This window comes from Dictyobacter halimunensis (assembly GCF_036245075.1).
The window spans coordinates 2088354-2108245 of the sequence record NZ_BSRI01000001.1 but is presented as its reverse complement, the minus strand read 5'-3'; the positions used below and the strand labels follow the sequence as shown (position 1 = coordinate 2108245).

The 19892-nt window shown below is 55.6% G+C and carries 17 protein-coding genes and 1 other annotated feature; of the genes, 9 read left to right on the top strand and 8 right to left on the bottom strand.

Translation table 11 applies throughout. The annotated features are described in order from the left end of the window. The first annotated feature begins 164 nt into the window (after positions 1–164). The 4 genes from AABA21_RS08395 (at position 165) to AABA21_RS08380 (ending at position 5454) form a co-directional block, all read left to right on the top strand. The gene (locus AABA21_RS08395) at positions 165–602 is read left to right on the top strand and encodes a Fur family transcriptional regulator (protein WP_338248731.1); all 438 of its coding nucleotides are present in this window, start codon (positions 165–167) and stop codon (positions 600–602) included. Positions 603–845: 243 nt separating this feature from the next. Beyond that, entirely contained in the window at positions 846–1940 is a 1095-nt protein-coding gene (locus tag AABA21_RS08390; protein WP_338248729.1) for a glycosyltransferase family 9 protein, read from the top strand. 104 nt (positions 1941–2044) lie between these two features. Beyond that, on the top strand, positions 2045–3211 hold the full coding sequence (ribD, locus tag AABA21_RS08385; protein ID WP_338248727.1) for a bifunctional diaminohydroxyphosphoribosylaminopyrimidine deaminase/5-amino-6-(5-phosphoribosylamino)uracil reductase RibD: 1167 nt from the start codon (positions 2045–2047) through the stop codon (positions 3209–3211). 389 nt (positions 3212–3600) lie between these two features. Further along, positions 3601–5454: an MraY family glycosyltransferase gene (locus AABA21_RS08380; RefSeq protein ID WP_338248725.1), complete on the top strand. Its 1854-nt coding sequence runs from the start codon at positions 3601–3603 to the stop codon at positions 5452–5454. A gap of 61 nt (positions 5455–5515) precedes the next feature. Here the strand turns inward: AABA21_RS08380 and AABA21_RS08375 are convergent, their stop codons facing one another. The 3 genes from AABA21_RS08375 to leuS form a co-directional block, all read right to left on the bottom strand. Continuing rightward, complete coding sequence (locus AABA21_RS08375) at positions 5516–6148, bottom strand: hypothetical protein (RefSeq protein WP_338248779.1); 633 nt, start codon at positions 6146–6148, stop codon at positions 5516–5518. Position 6149: 1 nt separating this feature from the next. Next, positions 6150–7217: a serine/threonine-protein kinase gene (locus tag AABA21_RS08370; RefSeq protein ID WP_338248777.1), complete on the bottom strand. Its 1068-nt coding sequence runs from the start codon at positions 7215–7217 to the stop codon at positions 6150–6152. Positions 7218–7615: 398 nt separating this feature from the next. Beyond that, positions 7616–10129 carry a leucine--tRNA ligase gene (gene leuS, locus AABA21_RS08365; protein ID WP_338248721.1) on the bottom strand — a complete coding sequence of 838 codons (2514 nt, stop codon included), beginning with the start codon at positions 10127–10129 and terminating at the stop codon, positions 7616–7618. Between the two features lie 97 nt (positions 10130–10226). Then, positions 10227–10485 (bottom strand) — a binding site (T-box leader). A gap of 642 nt (positions 10486–11127) precedes the next feature. On the opposite strand from leuS, the gene AABA21_RS08360 reads away from it, so the two are divergent. Then, entirely contained in the window at positions 11128–12162 is a 1035-nt protein-coding gene (locus AABA21_RS08360) for an SIS domain-containing protein (protein ID WP_338248718.1), read from the top strand. Between the two features lie 43 nt (positions 12163–12205). Here AABA21_RS08360 and AABA21_RS08355 read toward each other — a convergent pair whose 3' ends face one another. Then, a complete protein-coding gene (locus AABA21_RS08355) occupies positions 12206–12679 on the bottom strand; it encodes a DoxX family protein (RefSeq protein WP_338248716.1) in 474 nt (157 codons plus the stop codon). Positions 12680–12827: 148 nt separating this feature from the next. Between AABA21_RS08355 and AABA21_RS08350 the strand changes: the two genes are divergently transcribed. Continuing rightward, positions 12828–13433: a TetR/AcrR family transcriptional regulator gene (locus AABA21_RS08350; RefSeq protein ID WP_338248714.1), complete on the top strand. Its 606-nt coding sequence runs from the start codon at positions 12828–12830 to the stop codon at positions 13431–13433. 126 nt (positions 13434–13559) lie between these two features. Here the strand turns inward: AABA21_RS08350 and leuD are convergent, their stop codons facing one another. Together leuD and leuC are read right to left on the bottom strand one after the other, a co-directional pair. Continuing rightward, a complete protein-coding gene (leuD, locus tag AABA21_RS08345) occupies positions 13560–14192 on the bottom strand; it encodes a 3-isopropylmalate dehydratase small subunit (protein ID WP_338248712.1) in 633 nt (210 codons plus the stop codon). A 22-nt stretch (positions 14193–14214) separates the two neighbouring features. Next, positions 14215–15660, bottom strand: coding sequence for a 3-isopropylmalate dehydratase large subunit (gene leuC, locus AABA21_RS08340; protein WP_338248710.1), 1446 nt, complete (start codon positions 15658–15660; stop codon positions 14215–14217). Positions 15661–15833: 173 nt separating this feature from the next. On the opposite strand from leuC, the gene AABA21_RS08335 reads away from it, so the two are divergent. Next, the gene (locus tag AABA21_RS08335; protein WP_338248708.1) at positions 15834–16745 is read left to right on the top strand and encodes a LysR family transcriptional regulator; all 912 of its coding nucleotides are present in this window, start codon (positions 15834–15836) and stop codon (positions 16743–16745) included. Positions 16746–16761: 16 nt separating this feature from the next. Here AABA21_RS08335 and AABA21_RS08330 read toward each other — a convergent pair whose 3' ends face one another. Next, the gene (locus tag AABA21_RS08330; protein WP_338248706.1) at positions 16762–17352 is read right to left on the bottom strand and encodes a hypothetical protein; all 591 of its coding nucleotides are present in this window, start codon (positions 17350–17352) and stop codon (positions 16762–16764) included. A gap of 204 nt (positions 17353–17556) precedes the next feature. On the opposite strand from AABA21_RS08330, the gene AABA21_RS08325 reads away from it, so the two are divergent. Next, entirely contained in the window at positions 17557–17937 is a 381-nt protein-coding gene (locus tag AABA21_RS08325) for a GNAT family N-acetyltransferase (RefSeq protein WP_338248775.1), read from the top strand. A gap of 157 nt (positions 17938–18094) precedes the next feature. On the opposite strand, the gene AABA21_RS08320 is transcribed toward AABA21_RS08325, so the two are convergent. Beyond that, the gene (locus AABA21_RS08320) at positions 18095–18652 is read right to left on the bottom strand and encodes a hypothetical protein (RefSeq protein WP_338248702.1); all 558 of its coding nucleotides are present in this window, start codon (positions 18650–18652) and stop codon (positions 18095–18097) included. 120 nt (positions 18653–18772) lie between these two features. Between AABA21_RS08320 and AABA21_RS08315 the strand changes: the two genes are divergently transcribed. Beyond that, positions 18773–19453 (top strand): hypothetical protein, encoded by a 681-nt coding sequence (locus tag AABA21_RS08315; RefSeq protein WP_338248700.1) that lies wholly within the window; start codon positions 18773–18775, stop codon positions 19451–19453. The last annotated feature ends 439 nt before the right edge of the window (positions 19454–19892 follow it).

The window sequence follows — 19892 nt, the reverse complement described above, 5'->3', positions numbered from 1 at the left end:
AACACAATAGATAAAGAGTAGTTAGCTTATGGCTGTTGTGGTAAACTATAATAACCACAAACATACTTGCGGCGTTGCAAACGGGGAACATCATTAGAAACTGATGGTGTATGGAGGAAGCAAGATAACAGCACAAGAGCGCAGATATTAAACGGAGAAGTGCAATGTCAAAGGAGATAACGGATAAAATCTATACAGCGTTTGACGAGATGAGTCAGCGCAACACCCGTCCACGCCGGATCATCGCTGAGCGGCTCGTCCAACTAGCCAACTCGGGACACGACTTCACCACCGATGATCTCTGGCAAGAACTGCGTGCCATCGAGCCAAAGATTGGTCGCGCCACCGTCTTTCGCTCGATTGAAAAGCTGGTCGACAAAGAGTTGCTCGACCGCATCGAGTTCGCCGATGGTACGCATCACTACCGGGTCTGCGGAGGGAGCCACCACCATCACCTGACCTGCACCCAATGTCACCGAGTGGTCGAAGTTGACCTCTGCCTCCCTCCCGAACAACTCAACGCCATTGGTAATCAGACCAACTTTGAAATCGAGGGGCATTCCCTCTCCCTCTTTGGGCGCTGCGAGGCCTGCCGCTCCTGATAGGCTGGATCGTAGCAAAACAAGAAATTGGATAACAGCAGAGTCCACCTTTGCTATTGTCAGGCGTAACAATTACTAAAGGCTCAATTTATGGATTGAGCCGCTCGCTAGCTCGATATGCCATCCCCATCGGGCATACTTCCAGGTGCTTACCACAATGTGATCAGTGGCTCCAGACAGACCAGGGGTTTGTTTTTTGTGCTCGCAAACAGGGCCGGGCGCGAGGAAAGGAACGCAGTGAACATGAAGTACCACGACAGGTCACGCCAGGCAATTAAGATAGCTGGCAAGCTCGCTCGGGTCAGGAAAATAGCTATCCTACAGGCCAGTGCACCAGGAGACTTCATCTTCACGCTGCCAGCGTTGGAAGCGTTACGCCATACTTATCCCAGGGCCGAATTCGTCCTGCTCGGCCAGGAATGGCACGCCACATTTTTGCATGGTCGCCCCTCACCGATCGACCGGGTCGTGGTTGTGCCAGACTACTGTGGCGCGCACGAGACAGATCTTAGTGATCAAGAAGTGAACGAGCTGACATGTTTTTTTGCACGCATGCAGGCGGAGCGCTTCGACCTGGCCCTACAGATGCAGCGTGGTGGTCGAGACGTCAGCACCTTCCTGCTCAGGCTACAAGCTCGCGTTAGCGCCGGCTACGCCACATCCGATGGCCCTCAACTGGATCGCAGTCTTCTATACACACCATTTCAGCATGAGATTCTGCGCTGGCAGGAGGTCGCCACTCTGGTGGGAGTTGCCAAAGAGGCCTGCACACAACCTGAGCTGGTCGTGATAGCAAAAGACCTGGAAGAATCACTGCGAGTGGTAGCGGCAGATCCACGCCCCCTGGTAGTGCTCCATCCGGGTAGCGACGACCCACGTTGTCGCTGGCCCGGTCAGCACTTCGCCGCCGTAGGAGACGCCCTGGCCCGTGAAGGAATGCGCATTGCAATCACGGGCAGCGAGCAGGAAGTCGACCTCGCCACCGGTGTCGCGCGGCAAATGAGGGCTCCTGCACTAAACGTAGCGGGAAAGCTGTCATACGCCGGTCTCTGCGGCCTGCTCTCCCGCTGTCGCCTCGTCATCGCCAATGATGCCGCCATCCAACAACTGGCCAGTTGTGTAGGGACAGCCACCATTGGCCTCTACTGGTGCGTCAACATGCTCTCCAGCGGACCACTCAATCGTCAGCGCCACCTCCCCTTTATCTCATGGCAACTTCACTGCCCCACATGCGATCACAACCAACTCTATGGGCACTGTGGCCACCTGGCCTCGCTAATTACAGATATCAGCAGCGACGAGGTAATCAGCAGCGCCAGGGAATTGCTCCGGGCCTGAGCAGTCTATGGGCGCGAGCATATTTTTTCAACAAGAAATTATCAAATTATGGGTATATAATTCTTGCAGGTGGATAAATCTAGAAAGGATGATTCTCAGTAGCAATGCAAGAGCCATTGCCTATACATAACAATACCGGGGACGCTGAATTTATGGCGCAGGCACTTGCCCGCGCCCGTTCGGTTATCGGCCGCACCAGTCCTCGTCCCCCCGTGGGGGCGGTGGTCGTGCGGGATGGCGCTGTAGTCGGCGTGGGCGCGACCGATCCGCCCTATGGTCCACACGCGGAAGTGAACGCGCTCCGGCAGGCTGGTGAGCTGTCCGGAGGGGCGGATCTGTATGTGACGCTTGAGCCATGTTGCGTAACGATCCATACCCCTCCCTGCACACGCGCCATTCTGGAGGCCGGCATACGCCGCGTTGTAGTGGCGACGCTCGACCCCAATCCCCTGGTCGCTGGACGTGGCGTGGCGCAACTGCGCGAGGCCGGAGTAGAGATAACTGTTGGTCCCGGATCGGCTGAAGCGCAGGAAATTATACGCCCGTTCTCGACCTTTATCACCCGGCATCGCCCCCATTTTAGCGCCAAGTGGGCGATGACCCTTGACGGTAAGATCGCGACCTATACCGGCGACGCGTATTGGATCAGTAATGAAGCATCCCGCGTCTGGGTCCATAACTTCCGCGAGGAGGTCGATGCGATTATCATCGGTAGTGCGACGGCGCGCCTCGACGATCCACAATTAACCGTGCGGCTTGAGCCGCATCAACACTGGTATCCCCGCACCAATCGCCCCGGTGGACCACTGCGGGTGGTCGTTTCCACTCATGGTGATCTTCCGGCGCATCTCAAGCTGCTACAACCAGCACTTGCCAACGGTACCTGCATCATCGTTGGAGAGGGCGCTCCCCCTGAGAACATCGATCGCCTGCGCGCCAGCGGCGCCGAGGTCATGCGCGCCGAAGTGAATCAGGAGGGCCTCATCGATATGCAGACGCTCAGTTCGCTGCTGGAGGAAAAGGGTCTCATGCATGTGCTGATTGAAGGCGGGAGCCAGCTCTTAGGCCGGGCCTTTGATCAACGCCTGATCGATCAGGTGGCCGCTTTTATCGCTCCACGCCTGATCGGTGGTCACGGTGCTCCGTCCCCCATCGGAGGCATGGGCCTCTCCACAATGAAGCACGCCCTTACATTAGCCAATCAACGCTCTCAAATTATTGATGGGGACATCCTGATTCAGGGGCTGATTGTGTATAAAGAATGTGTTTGACTTCCGTCATGTTGGTGGCACATGAGCGCCCTCGCACGCGCGTCCGCTGCGCGGCCGCAATTGTTTTTTGTGCTGGTGCATGGGGTGGCGTGCGCGGCCGCGCACGCCACCCCATGCACCAGCACAAAAAGGACTTGTGAGCATCTCATACACCAGCATACAAAAGCAGGCCGTAATTTCGGGGGGTTCGTGCGTACTTATAGAGTAGGAAGCAGCTTGCATAAACATGCAGGTTAGTAAGAGAAAAGGCAGTATCAATGGCCAGCAAGTACGTACCTTTCTCCTAGTATCAAAGAGATAAAGTTACATACATATAAAACCAGTCGTTCCAAGTCGTTAGGAAAAAATATTTTTAAGCCTATAAATCGATCTTGAGAGTTGTTTAAATTATGAATTCAATACAATTTGATCAGATCTGCTGGTTATTGCTCGCCTTTCTACTCTGCTTCGCGGGCAGCCTGCTCTTATGCGGCCTGGCCCGCAAGCTCTTCCCCACGTTTCGCAGTGGTGAGCATAAGCCGGGCACGCATCGCACAGACATGCCGACGAGCAGTGGACGCGCCATTAAAACAGTCGAGCTCCCGCTGGTCGGTGGGCCGGCCTTCACCATAGCCATTGTCGGCAGCGGTATCAGCGCCGGTTACATTTTACATTTAAATCAAAATCAATGGAACCTTCTCTTGATCGCTTTAGGGGCAACCATCGGCTACGCTATGGTTGGCTTTCTGGATGACTGGCGTAAAGTCTATAGTAATCAAGGTTTATCCGAATCGGCGAAATTTGCCGGCGTCTTCCTGGTCTCGGTGGCCGCGGCCGTTTGCTACTTCTTCCTGTTTTCGGCGGGACAAGAATCCTACAGCCTGTGGAAAGATTTGCCGATTCTGGGACGGCTGATCTGTAGCAGTTCGGTCGCAATCGACCAGCCCTGCCGGGTCGTTTTCCCACAGCTGGCCTACTTTGGCTGGTTTATCTTCCTGGTCCTGCTGGTAGGCTTCACCGGCACGGCAACCGCCGTATCGGTCGATTTCAGCGATGGCTTTGATGGGCTTTCCGGTGGGCTGGTGGTCAGCGCCGCCATCGCGCTAGCCCTGGCCATTACCGGTCGTTTAAGTGATCTGGGGACGCATCCTGAGGGTATCGTACTGGAGCTACTGGCCCTGGTCTGCGCAGGAGGGGTGCTGGGATTCCTGCCCTGGTGCTGGCCCTCGTCGTGGGCGGCCAGGCGTAGCGGCATTGTCAAGCGGCGCGCACGCATCATCATGGGAGATAGTGGAGCGCTGGCGCTGGGCGGCCTGCTGGCCATCATCGCCCTCTTCTCGCGCAACGAAATCCTGCTGCTCACCACCATTGGAGGAGTCTTCGTACTGGAGGCTCTCTCAGTCATCGTCTCCACCCGCGTCCTCACACCATTCTACCGTCGCCGCTTAAGGATTCTGCGCTTCGAGAATAAAAAGGAATTCGTCCCGCACACCGAGTTTCCGCTGCCATTCCTGGCCGCGCCCCTGCACCATCACTTCGATCTGCTAGGATGGGACAGAAAGCGGCTCGTCTACTGTGCATGGACGCTGGGAGCCATCTTCGCGGGACTGAGCGTGCTGATTTCGGTCGATACCATCAGCTGGCAGCGCTACCTGGCCCGCTTTCTGGGCTTCGTTCTGATGGGGGTTATCTGGTCCAGCGGCACCTGGTCCAAGTGCTACTTTGTCGGCAAACAATCGATAGCTGGACGCAACCGGCACCGCCGCCTGGCCCTGTACTATGGCTATCCCTTGAGCATCATGGGCATCAACCTTTATCATCACGTTGAGAGCATCGAAGCCAGTGAAGATGTAATCGAGACACCGGCCGAAGAGCTGGCCCTATGGCAGCGCATGACGATCTTTGATGCGCGCGCCATGCTCGGGCTCTATTGCTATCGCGCGGGCTACTATCCAGCCGCCATGGCCCAATGGAGCCGCATCCCTGAACGCAACCGCAAACTACGGCCTGAAATCGTTATCCTCTTGAATGAGGTCGATAATCGCCTGGCACTGGAAAAGCAGGAGACCCAGCCGATGCGTCGCGATCAGCTACGGGCCAGGATCGAAGAGAACAAACAGCCCATCTTTACCGGGAACTTACCGCCAGCTGATATGCCCAATCCATATGAGCCCATCAGCGAAGAAGAGATGAGTACCGGAAACATCGACGCACCATGGAAAACCCTGGTGCCGGATAATAAAGCGGAACGCGATCAAGGCTGATAAGATCAAAAGCCGCGGGCGCTTCCTTGCTTCCCGCTTGAGTATAGAGGAGTTATTCATGTTATCGGCACTGCCAGGTGATGGTGATGGTGATAGCATTGTGTGGGCCCTGAATGGTGAAACGCGCGCGCTGGCTGGTCTGACCGCCGTTCCCGAAGCCGCAGCGCAAAGCCACGTTAGCATTCACCATCTGTGAATCCTGGGCCCCCACAGTCCCTTGATTATTATCTCCATTCTCAGAATTAATCGAGCCGAGATAGTTCGGAAGATTCGAGGTAGCAACCCAGTGCACATCGTTATTGCTACGGTTGGTTAAGGTAATCGGGCAGCTTGCCAGGCCGAAACCCATGGTCGAGCAGCCATCCAGGTTTTGAAATGAGGTCTTATCCGCCTGCAATAGCTGAGAGACAGCGACCGCCGTCGCTGTGGCGGCAATATGCTGCTGCGTCACCGCCGTCGCCGTGGCATTGAGATGGGACTGGGCCTGCGCGGTCCCGGCGACATCGCGCTGCGTCACCGCCGTCTGGGTAGCGCTGATATTATGCAGTGACCTGGCCACTGCCGTCTGCGTCGCCGCATGATCGGGTGTGGCAAAAAGATCTAGTTTCCCTAAAGGGTGGCTTAAGGTAAAGGCATAGGCCCAACCGGCGCCGCCTACCAGCAGAACCAGCGCGACCAGAAAAATCAAGGTCATCTTACGCGTCGAGAAATCTTGCGCGGGGCTGGAAACGCCGATACGGCAAAGGCATGACAGCATCCTGCCGCTGCGAAGGACCTCCACCAGAAATAGCTATAGTGGGGGTGCTATGATCCATGAGCGCAAGGCGCACGGAGGCAGCATTGTCTTCAGCAGGGTCCCGGTTGGGCATCAGCCAGGGAAGTCTGCCGGAGGCGCTGGCCTGCAGAGACTTCTGAAGAGCCTGGGCAAAATCGAACACCGAGGGGAAACGATCCTCAGGCCGCTTGGCCAGTGCACGCAGTAAAACAGCATCAACGCCGGGAGGGAGCGCGGGATTCAAGCGTGATGGCGGCTCCGGCGGCACGTGCATATGCTTATACATGATCTGGCCCGGCGCGCCATCAAAGGGCGGCTGACCAACCAGCAGTTCATAGGCCATAATTGCCAGTGCATACTGGTCGGTAGCGAAGACAGGATGACCATCCCACTGCTCTGGAGCCATATATGTCAATGTGCCACGAATGGTCTGGCTGGTATGCGAAGTGACCAGCAGCGAACGGGCCACGCCGAAGTCCGCCAGCAGCAGATCCGGCTGTGAGGGCTGCTCAGGCCGGATGCGCAAAAGAAAGTTATCAGGCTTCACATCCTGGTGCACGATGCCCTGGCTGTGCGCATGCTGCAGGGCGCCCGCGGCCTGAGAAATAAAGCGTGCCACCTCTAACGGCGGCAATAAATCGTGATCATCGCGGTCCCTTACCCATTGATAGAGCGAGCCCTCAGGTCGATAGGGCATCACCATATAGGTCAGGGTAGCGCCGTTGACCTCTTGCTCTCCATAATCGAACAGAGGCAGGATCGCTGGATGATCCAGGCCAGCGATAGCATGCATCTCGCGCTCAAAAAGCCGGGTCGACTTCTGAACGTTTCCTGATGTGTGATACATAGGAGAATCGTTCCGCACCACTTTTACCGCCACACGTCTCTTAATACGAGTATCATCCGCCAGGTAGACCTCACCCATACCGCCACTTCCCAACTGCTGCTGCAGGCGATAGCGACCAAGGTATGTTCCTTCTAACGCCATATCACTTCTCTCTCCCTGGAATTATCAGAGGATCAACGCCCGAATATTACCAGCGCCTATCGACCTAATGAAAACACTATCATCAATATAGCACACAATGATACAAAGTTCATAACAAATAAGCAAATGAGTACTTTATAATAAAACGTGGGCGCCAGCAGAATTTGGCGTCCACGCACGGCGCAGCTGCGCGGCCGCCCGTGTTTCTAGGATGGTGCAACAGGGGCGCGAGAGCGCCCCTGTTGCACCATCCTAGAAACGGTTTTTGTGCCCCTCTGCACCCACCATTCTAGAAGCGGCTTTTGCGCCCCTGTTGCACCATCCTAGAAGCGGCTTTTGCGCCCCTGTTGCACCATCCTAGAAGCGGCTTTTGCGCACTGGAGACATCTATATGCTAGCTATTGGGTGACAATGTTAACCAGGCGGCCGGGTACATAGATGATATTCTGGATAGAACGATCAGTGATATAGCGCTGGATGCGAGCGGTACCAATCGCCTGTTGCTTGATGGCCTCTTCAGAGGTATCAGCAGGCACCTCGATACGGTCGCGGACGCGTCCATCGACCTGGATGGGCAGCCAGAACGTCTCTTGTTGGATGGCCTCGGGATCGTAAACAGGCCAGGGAGCCGTATGGATGGAACTGGTATGGCCGGTCTGCTCCCACAATTCTTCGCTGATGAAGGGAGCGATCGGGGCCAGCAGCAGCAGCAGCGTCTCGATCTCCTGGTCTGTGGCATGGGCTCTACGCGTCAGGGTGTTCAGATACTCCATCAGGGTGGCGATGGCGGTATTGTACTTGAAGGTCTGCAGATCTTCGGTGACGCGCTTAATTGTGACATGCAGCATACGCCGATCTTCGCGCGTCACCGATTGTTGGGCCGCGGTCAACTGCCGGTGCTGCTGTACCAGCTGCCAGACACGATCCAGGAAGCGCACCACGCCACCGATATTGCGATCGCTGAAATCGCCATCGGCCTCGTAGGGTCCCATGAACATCAGGTACATGCGGAAGGCGTCCGCGCCCAGGTGCTCGACGTAGTGATCGGGATTGATCATATTACCGCGCGACTTGGAGATCTTGGCACCATCACGGGTAATGGTGCCGTTGGCGCGAAAGCGCCGGAACGGCTCGCTAAAATCCAGCAGACCCAGATCGTGCAGGGCCATGGCGATGAAGCGTACATACATCAGGTGCAGCACGCTATGGTCGGCGCCCCCAATGCACATATCCACCGGCAGCCAGCGCCTCGTCATCTCGGGATTCCAGGCCTGCTGCTGATCATCTGAAGAGGGATAGCGCAGGTAGTACCAGGCGGAATCCAGGAAGTTATCGCTGACATCGATCTCGCGCCGGGCCGGCTGGCCGCAAACAGGACAGGTGGTGTTGACGAAATCCTCGATGGCGGCCAGAGGAGAGACACCGGTGCCGGTTGGCATCCACTGCTCCACGTCTGGCAGCACTACCGGCAGCTGGTCCTCGGGGACCGGCACCGCTCCGTGCTCAGGACAATAGATGATCGGGATGGGCGGTCCCCAGTAGCGCTGGCGGCTGATCAGCCAGTCGCGCAGGCGATATTTTACGCTGCGCCTTCCCAGGGGCCGCTGCTCAAACCAATCGCTGATGGCCTCCTGGGCCTGTATCGAGGACATGCCAGTATACGCGCCCGAGTCCACCAGCACGCCCGCCTGCGTGAACGCCTCTGTCATGGTCGCGGCATCGATTGCCGGCCCCGAAGAGGGCTGCACCACCACACGTACCGGCAGGTCCTCCTGGCGCGCAAAGGTGAAGTCACGCTCATCGTGCGCCGGCACACCCATCACGGCACCAGCCCCATAGCCTTCCAGCACAAAATCAGCGATCCAGATTGGAATGCGCTCACCCGAGAACGGATGAATGGCATACGCGCCCGTAAAGGCGCCGGTCATCGTCTGCTCCTGCTGCGTGCGCAGGCTGTTCACCGTCTCCTGGTATGCCCTGACGCGATCGCGATAAGCGGGAGCCGTAATTTCAGTCACCAGCGCGTGATGAGGGGCCAGCGCCACAAAGGTCATGCCAGAGATGGTATCGGGCCGCGTCGTATAGACCTCGACATAACTACCAGGCTTCCCCTCGATCTCCATGCGGAACTCCAGCCCCTGCGAACGACCGATCCAGTTGCGCTGGCTGGCCTTCACACGCTCACTCCAGTCCAGGCTATCCAGGTTGTCCAGCAGGCGTCCCGCGTAATTGGTCAGCTTCAGAAACCACTGCTCCAGCCAGCGCCGCTCAACGATAGAGTCGCAGCGCTCGCAATGGCCATTGATTACCTGCTCATCGGCCAGCACGGTTTTATCATGGGGACACCAGTTGACGGGCGCGGCCTTACGCTCGGCCAGTCCACCCTTAAACAGCTGCACAAAGATCCACTGCGTCCAACGGTAATAATCAGGATCAGTGGTATTCAGCTCATGCGACCAGTCAAAGCGATTGCCCATACGCTTCAATTGTTGCTCACGGAAATGCTCAACGTTATGGGCCGTCAGAATGCGCGGATGGATGCCACGCTTGATAGCGAAGTTCTCGCTATGGATGCCAAAGGCATCAAAACCGATCGGCTCAAAGACGGAGTGGCCCTGCATCGCCATCAAGCGACCATGCAGATCCGAGCCCACATAGGAATAAAAATTGCCCACGTGCAGGCCCTCGGCGGAGGGATAGGGAAACATCATCAAATTGTAGTAGGGGCGTGGCGCCTGCCGCAGGTCTACCTGATAGATCTTCTGCTCTTCCCAACGGGCACGCCACTTAGCTTCAAAGCGGGCAAAATCATAGCGGGGAGCGCGAATACGCCTAACAGCCTGCTCAGCGGCGGCTTCGGTAGAAGTTGATGCTGCGCCAGTAACAGCGGCGGGAAATCTCGCTTCAGACACAAGATCCTCCTTAATGAACGTAGAGAGAACATTGCGCGGAGGACAGGGATCAGTGATGCGGCCGCAATGCAGGCATCAAAAAAGCGCCCTCCGCCCTGGCAAGGGCGAAAAGTGCGCACAAACCCACTTTCGCGGTACCACCTTGTTCACCATCGTCTCGCGACGACGGCCTTTTGGGTGCCAACACACCCGAACCCTATAACGGGAGTACCCGGAACCAGCTACTTTTATCCTGCGGAATGTTTCACCGGCACGGCTCACAAGGGAGCTTCAGGTTGCCTCAGATATCGGCTCTCACCAGCCGCCGACTCTCTGCAATCCCCAACAACCCTACTTTCCTTGTTCAATGCCACACTGCTATTCTTCTTTATACGCATAAATTACCCAATATGTTGTGCTTTGTCAATAGATATACCCGATCAACGAAAAATCGGCCGAGAGGGCCGCTCCACGGCCGACATGGACATGCATCAAGGGAAATCGGCCGCGAGGACCCATACGTTCAACTTAAGAAAAGGCATGAAGAAAAACGACCACAGTACGTGCGGGGCTTGCCCCCGCTTCTTTGCACCCCAAAAGGAAAGGCACCTCAAAGCGATCAAGGACGATTGCATGTGATGCACCACATCATGTTTGTTGCTTTTTCGCGCGGCGAGGAAGCAAGCGGGGGCAAGCCCCGCACGTACTCTTGTCTCTTTTCTTGTTGCTTGCTCTAAAATTGAAAGTATTGGCCGCGAGGGCCGAACCTACGGTGTGATCACCTTTATTATTGTTTTGCATGGTAAAACGGCGTACGGGAAAATATGAGGTAATAAGGTGATCAAGTCGTCTAGACCACTATACCAGAAAATATGGTATAGTAAGAAAAAGCAAAATGAATCGTAAAAGGAAGACAGATATAGGGTAAACCCAAACCGTAGGTTCGGCCCTTGTGGCCGATTTCCCGTCGACGCACGTCCATATTCGCCGTTCATTTTCAATTATAAAAGGGATTACAGATGTCATCATTGTTAGAGCAGGAGATCCTGAGTCAGCCCGAGGTTATTGCGGGGCTATTGGATAAGGAGACGCGGCACATCCAGCAGATTGTGGCGCAGTTGCCGGCATTTGATTATATTTTGATCGCGGCCCGTGGTTCATCGGATCACGCGGCGACCTATGCTAATTATGCCTGGGAGACAATGGGTCGCTATCCGGTCGCGCTGGCTGCGCCATCCGTACATACACTGTATGCCGCGCCTCCACGGATGAATAACGCGCTGGTCGTGGGCATCTCACAATCCGGTCAATCGCCGGACATTGTGGCGGTGCTGGAAGAGGGCAAGCGCCAGGGACGTCCGACCATCGCCATCACCAATGATAGCAATTCAGCACTGGCCATGGCGGCCGAACATGTGGTAGAGTTGCACGCCGGGCAGGAGAAGAGCGTCGCCGCCACCAAAACGTATACTGCGCAGCTGGCTATCATGATGCTCTTCGCGGCCGCCTGGAGCGGCGACCAGCAGCGACTGGCCGAGCTACAGCAGGTACCGGAAGCCATCGCGAAAGCGCTGCAGAACGCGCCTGAGATCGCGCAGCGCACAGAGCGCTATCGCTACATGAACCAGTGCGTTGTGGTGGGGCGCGGCTACAACTACGCTACCTCCTTCGAGCTGGCACTCAAATTAAAGGAGCTCACCTATGTCATGGCCACCGCCTACTCATCGGCGGACTTCCGGCACGGTCCCATCGCCACCGTCGAGGAGGAGCTGCCAACCATCCTGGTCATGCCAGGCGGGGCCGCCTACGCCGACATGGTCGAACTGGCCCAGGATCTCCAGAAGCGCCAGGCCGAGCTGCTGATCATCTCCGACGTCCAGGAGGCGCTCAAAATGGCCCAGACGCCCTTCGCCATGCCCGCCGGCATACCTGAATGGCTCAGCCCGATCACCGCCATCATCCCAGGTCAGTTATTTGGGCTGCACCTGACCCTGACCAAGCGACTGCAGCCAGACACGCCTCGTGGTCTGAACAAGATCACCCTCACCCGCTAGAGCACACATCCAGAAACAGGCCGTGCTCTTGCTCCTTACTTTCTCAGCGCATTGTGGGCTGAGGAGAGGAAACCGATGCGCGACGTGGGCGGTTCTCCGGCCAGAGAACGCCCAGCATACGGCTCTGCGGTCGAAGCGCCCACGAAGCGAGTGCAAAGATGGCCAGCATAAGAGGTGGCAAAGTAGAGGCAAGCGAGTCGCCTACCATCAGACTCGATACAATGGCGCCCGTATAATCGAAGAGGGCGCCGGCATAAGTCCACTCTTTGAGTCGCGGAAAACGCGGGACGAGCAAGGCGATGGCGCCAAGGAGTTTCCATACGCCGAGAAGCGTGAGCAGGTACACCGGGTAGCCGAGGTGCGCCAGAACCTCGGTAACCGGCTCACTAGCCACCAGCGCGGCCTTCCCATGGGTCAGATCCGCCACCCCACCCGCCAGAAGCTCTAGCACGGTAATAAAAGTCGCCACCCAATAACAGATTGCTTTCCAGGAGCCCATCACGTTCGTTCTCATCATATCTTCCTTTATATGTTGACAGTATAGCTGAGAAGAGACATACTGTCTCATATGGACTATCGTATCTAAGAAAAAGTGTAGTCCGGCGCTTGGCAGAGTACAAGCATCAATCAGCAAGATCTGTCTCGAATGAGACAAGGAGCGGAAAATGACTCAGAAGGCTGAGAATCTGCGTGTGAGACGCACCAGAATCCTGCTGCGAGAAGCGCTCATTGCCCTGATCGAGGAGCGTAGCTTCGATAATCTCACGGTTGGCGAATTGACCGAGCGGGCGATGGTCAGCCGGGCCGCGTTCTATCGCCATTACCAGGATAAATACGACCTGGTCGAGCAGATCTTTGACGAGGCCATGAATACATTGTTTCATGCGATCGGTGAATTCGGGCGCGAGCATCCCACAGACGTATGGGTGCGCTTCTTTGAGCAAATCGCCCGGTATGATCGGCTCTATCGGGCGCTGCTGGGCAAAAAAGGCAGCCCCTGGTTCGCGCAAAAGATGCGCGCACGTCTTGCCGAGCTGATCCAGCAACATGGAAGTTTAGAGGAAGCGCCAGAAGCGGCTGATTCCAAGCATGCCGCGCAGATGGCCCATCCATTTCCTGATACGTTTGTGCCAGATCTGGTTGCCGCGATGCTGGTAGAGGCGATCACCTGGTGGCTGGAGCAGGGACAAGCGTATACGCCTGGGAAAATGGCGACGAGAATAGCCGTGCTGGCTTCAGCAGTATTTCGGGAAGCCGGTACCTGGTCATAATCAAAGATTGCAAACACACCGGCTTAAGGCGACTCTTCCTGACCGGATCTGTAACAGGAACAAAGCATGCGGCCCTTTGTTTCCGAAAACAAAGGGCCGCATGCTTTATAACGAGAGAATAAGCAGTTAGCGCGCGATCAGCGAATCGGAAAAGAGCCAGGGAGCCTCCTGCCGACGACGCTGCTCATAGCTGGCAATATCGTCTTTCATCTGCAGGGTCCAGCCGACCATGTCCAGTCCCTTCAGCAGACGCTCTTTCCTGAAGGCATCGATCTCGAAACGGATCACCTCACCGTTGGGACGCGTCACGGTCTGGGCGGCCAGGTCGATGTCCAGCGAATAGCCGGGATTGGCCTCGACCTCCGTCATCAATGCGTTGACCACCGCCTCAGGGACCGCGATCGGCAGGATGCTGTTGCTGAAGCAGTTGTTGTAGAAGATATCGGCGAAGCTAGGGGCGATAATGGCGCGAAATCCGTACTCGGCCAACGCCCAGGGAGCGTGCTCACGCGATGAGCCGCAGCCGAAGTTATCACCGGCCACCAGGATACTGGCCCCCTGATAGCGCGGCTCATTCAGCACGAACTCTGGATTGGGCGTCTGCTGCTCATCCAGGTAGCGCCAGTTAGCGAACAGGGCTTCGCCGAGGCCGGTACGCTTGACCGTCTTCAGGAAGCGCGCGGGCAGGATCTCATCGGTATTGACGTTCACACGATTCAGGGGCAGCACCAGCCCGCTATGCGTGGTAAATGGTTGCATATCTCTTCTTAGCTCCTCTTCACTACCAGGAACGGATATCAACAAAATGGCCGGTGACAGCGGCCGCGGCCGCCATAGCTGGACTGACCAGGTGGGTACGGCCACCGCGTCCCTGGCGTCCCTCAAAGTTACGGTTGCTGGTGGAGGCGCAGCGCTCGCCCTCGCTCAGGCGATCGCCATTCATAGCGATACACATGCTACAACCGGCCTCGCGCCACTCAAAACCCGCCTCGCGGAAGATATCGGCCAGACCCTCCTCCTCGGCGATGCGGCGCACATTGGTTGAACCAGGAACCACCAGCGCACGCACATTGGGAGCCACATGCTTGCCCTTGACATACTGAGCCGCCATGCGCAGATCATCCAGGCGTGAATTGGTACAGGAGCCGATAAAGACCGTATCCACCTGGATATCGGTCACTTTCTGGCCCGCGTTCAGGCCCATATACTTCAGGGCGCGCTCATAGCTCTCGCGTACCTGAGGGTCAGACTGCTGCGCGGGATCGGGCACGTTACCGGTGACATCCAGCACCATGCCAGGATTAATGCCCCACGTCACCTGGGGTCCCAAACCCTCCACATTTACTTCGTGGACCGCGTCGTACTGCGCTCCAGGATCACTCGCCAGTTGACGCCAGGCCGCGACCGCCTGCTCAAACTGCTCGCCCCGTGGGGCATAGCGACGACCCTTGATATATTCAAACGTCGTATCATCGGGAGCTACCATACCCATGCGCGCGCCCGCCTCAATGGCCATATTACACAGCGTCATGCGGCCTTCCATCGATAGAGCGCGAATGGCCGGGCCGCTGAACTCGATCACGTAGCCGGTTCCAACGCCCGTCCCCAGTTTACCAATAATCGCCAGCGCCAGATCCTTCGCCGTTACGCCCTCCGAAAGCTTACCCTCGACGCGAATATTCATCGTCTTCGGCTTTTCCTGCCATAGACACTGCGTGGCCAGCACATGCTCAACCTCGCTGGTCCCGATGCCGAACGCCAGGGCGCCAAAGGCCCCATGGGTCGAGGTATGGGAATCGCCACATACAATCGTCATGCCGGGCAGCGTCAGGCCTAGATCCGGACCGATAATATGCACGATCCCCTGCCGCGCATCCTGCATATCAAATAAGGTCAGCCCGAAGTCGCGTGTATTCTGCTCCAGGGTCGTAATGGTGGTAGAGATCGCCGTATCAACGATATCCAGCTTACGGCGCCCCTGGGTAGTCGGAATATTATGGTCCAGCACCGCCACCGTCGCATCCGGACGCCGCACCGGCAATCCGGCAGAACGCAGGCCCGCAAACGCCTGGGGAGAAGTCACCTCATGCACAAGGTGACGATCGATATAGATAAGAGTGGCCTCACCGGGCTGATCCTTGACTACATGGGACTGCCAGATTTTATCAAACAGGGTTTGTGGACGTCGCGTCGTATTGCTATCCACTGCTTGCTTGTCAGCTACCATATGTACCTCTTCTCCTGAGTACCAACGTCCCCTGGCGAAAACAGGGACCACAGCGCGCGCATAGAGGCGTGCGCGACAGTTATTATGTGAAGTATAATAACATACAATTGATATGTCTAATACCTATTATAGCTAAGGTTGATGCCTGTAGGTTATCAACATAAAGGGGGGAGATGGAACTACGACAGCTCACCTATTTTCTAACGGCTGCGCAGACCCAGAACTTTCGCAAGGCGGCCGAGATCTGCCTGGTGGCGCAGCCAGCACTGAGTCGCCAGATCGCCGCGCTGGAAGACGAACTGGGGGTAGAGCTCTTTCGTCGCGTGAAGCAGCGCGTGGTGCTTACTCCGGCGGGACAGGAGTTCGCCGCCTACGTGCGTGACGCCCTGGATCACCTGCAGCAGGGACAGCAGGCTATGGCGCGTCTGCAGGACGGTGAGCATGGCACGATCCACATCGGCAGCATCGAGCCTCTCACCACGGTATTTCTGCCTACCATCTTCCCCATCTTCCACCAACGCTACCCCAACATCCAGCTCAAGGTACGCGTCAGCCGCACCGACGATCTGCTCCGGCTCATCGAGCATGGTGAACTGGACCTCGGGCTCATCTTTAATCCCAACGTACATCCCGAAGTTCTGGTCGTCAAAGAGCTTTTTCGCCAACCGCTACAGATCATGGTCGCGGCAGATCATCCCCTGGCGCAGCATAAAACGGTCCCCGTCACGCTGGCTCAAATTCTGCAGGAACCGTTATTCTTGCTGGGGGAGACCTCGCGTCTACGGCGGGCGGTAGATCGTGCCTTCACGGCCCGCCGCATCACCATTCAACCCGTGGTAGAGATCGAATCCCTGGCCGGCCTCAAAGAACTGGTCAGGCAGGGCAGGGGCATCACCTTTATGCTGCCCGCCCTGCTCTATTCATCTGAGATCGATCGCGAGGTTGTCCTGTTACCTATCGAGGATCTCAGCGAAGAATTTGTCTTCGCCCTGGTCTATCCTCGCTTCCGCCGCATAGCACAGCCCGCACGTCACTTTATCAACACCATTATGGATACTCTGGCGGCCACGCAGGAGGAGGAATAAATAGAGGAGCAATCGATCAATACCAGGCGTGAACGACGGTTGTCACCACCGTACGCGTCATCTGTCCCTGGGGAACCACATTGGCGGTCCAGATGGTTCCCTGTTTAGGCAATCCAGCAATAACAGTATTGTCGGTGCAGCCATAATCGACGCGCTCATTATTAACAATCCAGGTAGCACCAGTCGCAAACGTACAGTACACATTATTTGGCAGTTGCAACACCCAGGGCTGCGCGCTCGCCTCGGCAGCCGTAGTCACGGGAAGTTTACCCGCCAGCGTAGCCTTCAGCCCGCGCGTATACCTTGCGGGATTGGCATCGCAGATGACAGCATTCGGATAGTTGGCCGAGCTAAAGCAGGGGTCATAAATAATACTCTCCACAGCACAACGCCAAGCGTCCTTACGGGGCGCAGCCAGCGAGGTTACCCAGCAGTCCGCCGTCGAAGTTAAATTAGCACGCACGCCAGAGGGAACGAAATGAGAGACCAGAGTCGCCTTTGGGACAGACGCGGCCGCGCTGCTGCCCGAGAACAAACACAGCACCAGCGCGATACCTGATAAGATCGGAAAAAAACGGGAGACAGACGCTCTCCTTACACCTGACATAGCTTCATCCTCAACTTTCTACATAACCATACATCCACATCAGATCAATACGAAGAAACCTGCCACAAAGCGAGGTTCTCTAAGTAAATAACGCCACAGACAAAAAAAAGATCGCAGCAGAGCAGCCCGTCGCGGTTTCCCGCTTGTCTTCAAACGGCGCAACAGGTATACTCAGGGATGAAAATTTTCCAGAAGGTTGAATATATGAATTACAACGTTTCAGTTACGCAGGGAGAGCAGGAACAATTCGCGAGCTTCATCCATGAGCGAATCAGAGAGTTCAATAATCAGCACTCACCACATCACAAGGCGGCCCGTGCCAAAGGTGCCGTCAAGCAGATTAGCGCCATAGTGACCGATGAACAGGGACAATGGCTGGGCGGCATCGCCGCCGAACAATACTGGAACTGGCTGGAGATCAATGATTTCTGGCTCCCCGAAGAGTTGCGTGGGCATGGATTGGGCAGCTCTTTACTGGCACAGGTCGAACAGCTAGGGCGCGAGAACGGAGCGCAAAAGTTTTGCTCACCACATTTGAATTCCACGCTCGCCCCTTCTACGAGCGCCATGGCTACAAAGTGGTAGGAGTTGTCGAGGACTATCCCCCCGGATCTTGTTACTACACGATGGTCAAAATACTCTCTTAATAGGAGTTGGTGCGAGAGCAGGGATGGCCGCGAATACAGCCATCCCTGCTCTCGCACCAACTCCTATTAAGTACAACACAGGGCGTCCGAGTGGGCTACCAATCATAGGAGCGTTTAAAATCTTCTTGCAGATAATCGGTTGGATCGGCGGCATCGATAATAACGGGAATCTGAGAGCCTGACACAGGCAGCTTGCTATCGCGCACGCGACGTGAGAAGGTATAGATTTTGCCATTCTGAGGAGAGGTCCACTCTAATTGCAGCCGATACTCACTCCCACCGGAGAAGAAACGGCGCGGCCAGCGCCAGATACGCACCTCTTCAAACGCCACCACCGTCGCCATGATCTGGGTGCCATACCTGCGAAACCAACCCTCTTCCTGATTCTGGATAAAAGTATCTGTAAAGATAAACGCGAAGCCCAGCACCAGGGCGCACGGTAAGATCCATTTCCAGGGTACCGAGCCATCAACGATAAAGGCGCCCCACGAAGTCTTGATGCCGATAGCACCGATCACAATACATAGCAACAGAAGCGCGACGATAGCAAGATAGAGTCGAAAGGCCCAGCGCTGCAAGCGATACTCTCTCCGAATAGTGGTTCGCGCTCTCTGCTTATCATAGAATTGTTGATCATCTATATTCTGCTGCATAAAAATTATACAAATCTACTTTCTCAGGCTGGCCGCAAAGCCGAATGAAACCCACAATTGCTTTTCAAACCTGCCACAATTATAATATCTCAAGCAAGCGTAATGGAATAGAAGGGAAAGATGGAACAAGAAAAGGCGGATCACAAATCCTCAATAGCGCAAAAGCACAGGGTAGCAGAGCATCAACTGGTAGGGCAGGTGCCAAAACTACTTGTATCGCTCACATTGCTGTTGATCGGGATCTGCTATTTTTTTCTGCCACCCACGCTCAGGATCGGGCCAGAATGGTCATTGCTGGCGATAGAAATCCTCCTGCTCATTCCTATGTGGCAATACTGGGTCACCGGGCATGCTATTCCCCATCGCATTGCGCGACCGCTCACCCTGGCCGCGATGGGATTTGTCACGCTGGCCCTGATCGTTGAAATGGCGCTGCTCATCATCAAAATATCGACCTTCAACAGCGGCTTTATCCTGCTACGCTCAGCGACGCTGCTATGGATCAGCAATGTGCTCGTCTTCGCGGTATGGTACTGGAACATCGATGGTGGAGGTCCACGCAAGCGGCACGAAAACGCGCACCAGGCCAGCGACTTCCTGTTCCCGCAGCAAGCGAATGGAGCCTCGTGGGAGGCGCACTTCTTTGATTACCTCTTTGTCGCCTTTACGGGAGCCACCGCGTTCAGTCCCACCGATACCTCCCCACTCAGTCGTCGGGCCAAAGTATTGATGATGTTAGAGGGGCTAATCTCATTTATGATTGTCGCGGTCCTGATCAGCCGCGTCGCCAACATCTTCTAGCCCGACTCATATCTAAGGACAAAAGAAACAGAGAGAACCCTTTTGGGGTAAAACTGATGTTCTATTCACTATCGCAATAAAAATGGTTTGCCCTTAGTATAATTCTATAAAGAATATACATTTAACTGTCACCTGCGGCACAATAACATCTCTCTTTTATATCTCCTAGCCGCCGAACCATGCCAACATAATTGAAATATTCGCGTAACCTATTCGCCTATTCACACGTGTAATAAATATGAGGCAATAAACTATTAAATTTAATAGTGGCCAGGAGAAAATTTCTCTTCATTGCCGTTATTGTTCAGAATACAACAGGAGACAATTCATCGCTATAAAGACGTTAATCAATATTATTTTCCATAGATAGATATTTACAAATGTCTTTACTTGCGATACAATATAAAAACAAATTCCACATAGTTTATTCATTAGCAGA

Excerpts from the sequence above, each read along its gene's own strand:
- AABA21_RS08395 (WP_338248731.1), top strand. The coding sequence starts at position 165 with ATGTCAAAGGAGATAACGGATAAAATCTATACAGCGTTTGACGAGATG.
- AABA21_RS08390 (WP_338248729.1), top strand. The coding sequence starts at position 846 with ATGAAGTACCACGACAGGTCACGCCAGGCAATTAAGATAGCTGGCAAG.
- ribD (WP_338248727.1), top strand. The coding sequence starts at position 2,045 with ATGCAAGAGCCATTGCCTATACATAACAATACCGGGGACGCTGAATTT.
- AABA21_RS08380 (WP_338248725.1), top strand. The coding sequence starts at position 3,601 with ATGAATTCAATACAATTTGATCAGATCTGCTGGTTATTGCTCGCCTTT.
- AABA21_RS08375 (WP_338248779.1), bottom strand. The coding sequence starts at position 6,148 with ATGACCTTGATTTTTCTGGTCGCGCTGGTTCTGCTGGTAGGCGGCGCC.
- AABA21_RS08370 (WP_338248777.1), bottom strand. The coding sequence starts at position 7,217 with ATGGCGTTAGAAGGAACATACCTTGGTCGCTATCGCCTGCAGCAGCAG.
- AABA21_RS08360 (WP_338248718.1), top strand. The coding sequence starts at position 11,128 with ATGTCATCATTGTTAGAGCAGGAGATCCTGAGTCAGCCCGAGGTTATT.
- AABA21_RS08355 (WP_338248716.1), bottom strand. The coding sequence starts at position 12,679 with ATGATGAGAACGAACGTGATGGGCTCCTGGAAAGCAATCTGTTATTGG.
- AABA21_RS08350 (WP_338248714.1), top strand. The coding sequence starts at position 12,828 with ATGACTCAGAAGGCTGAGAATCTGCGTGTGAGACGCACCAGAATCCTG.
- leuD (WP_338248712.1), bottom strand. The coding sequence starts at position 14,192 with ATGCAACCATTTACCACGCATAGCGGGCTGGTGCTGCCCCTGAATCGT.
- leuC (WP_338248710.1), bottom strand. The coding sequence starts at position 15,660 with ATGGTAGCTGACAAGCAAGCAGTGGATAGCAATACGACGCGACGTCCA.
- AABA21_RS08335 (WP_338248708.1), top strand. The coding sequence starts at position 15,834 with ATGGAACTACGACAGCTCACCTATTTTCTAACGGCTGCGCAGACCCAG.
- AABA21_RS08330 (WP_338248706.1), bottom strand. The coding sequence starts at position 17,352 with ATGTCAGGTGTAAGGAGAGCGTCTGTCTCCCGTTTTTTTCCGATCTTA.
- AABA21_RS08325 (WP_338248775.1), top strand. The coding sequence starts at position 17,557 with ATGAATTACAACGTTTCAGTTACGCAGGGAGAGCAGGAACAATTCGCG.
- AABA21_RS08320 (WP_338248702.1), bottom strand. The coding sequence starts at position 18,652 with ATGCAGCAGAATATAGATGATCAACAATTCTATGATAAGCAGAGAGCG.
- AABA21_RS08315 (WP_338248700.1), top strand. The coding sequence starts at position 18,773 with ATGGAACAAGAAAAGGCGGATCACAAATCCTCAATAGCGCAAAAGCAC.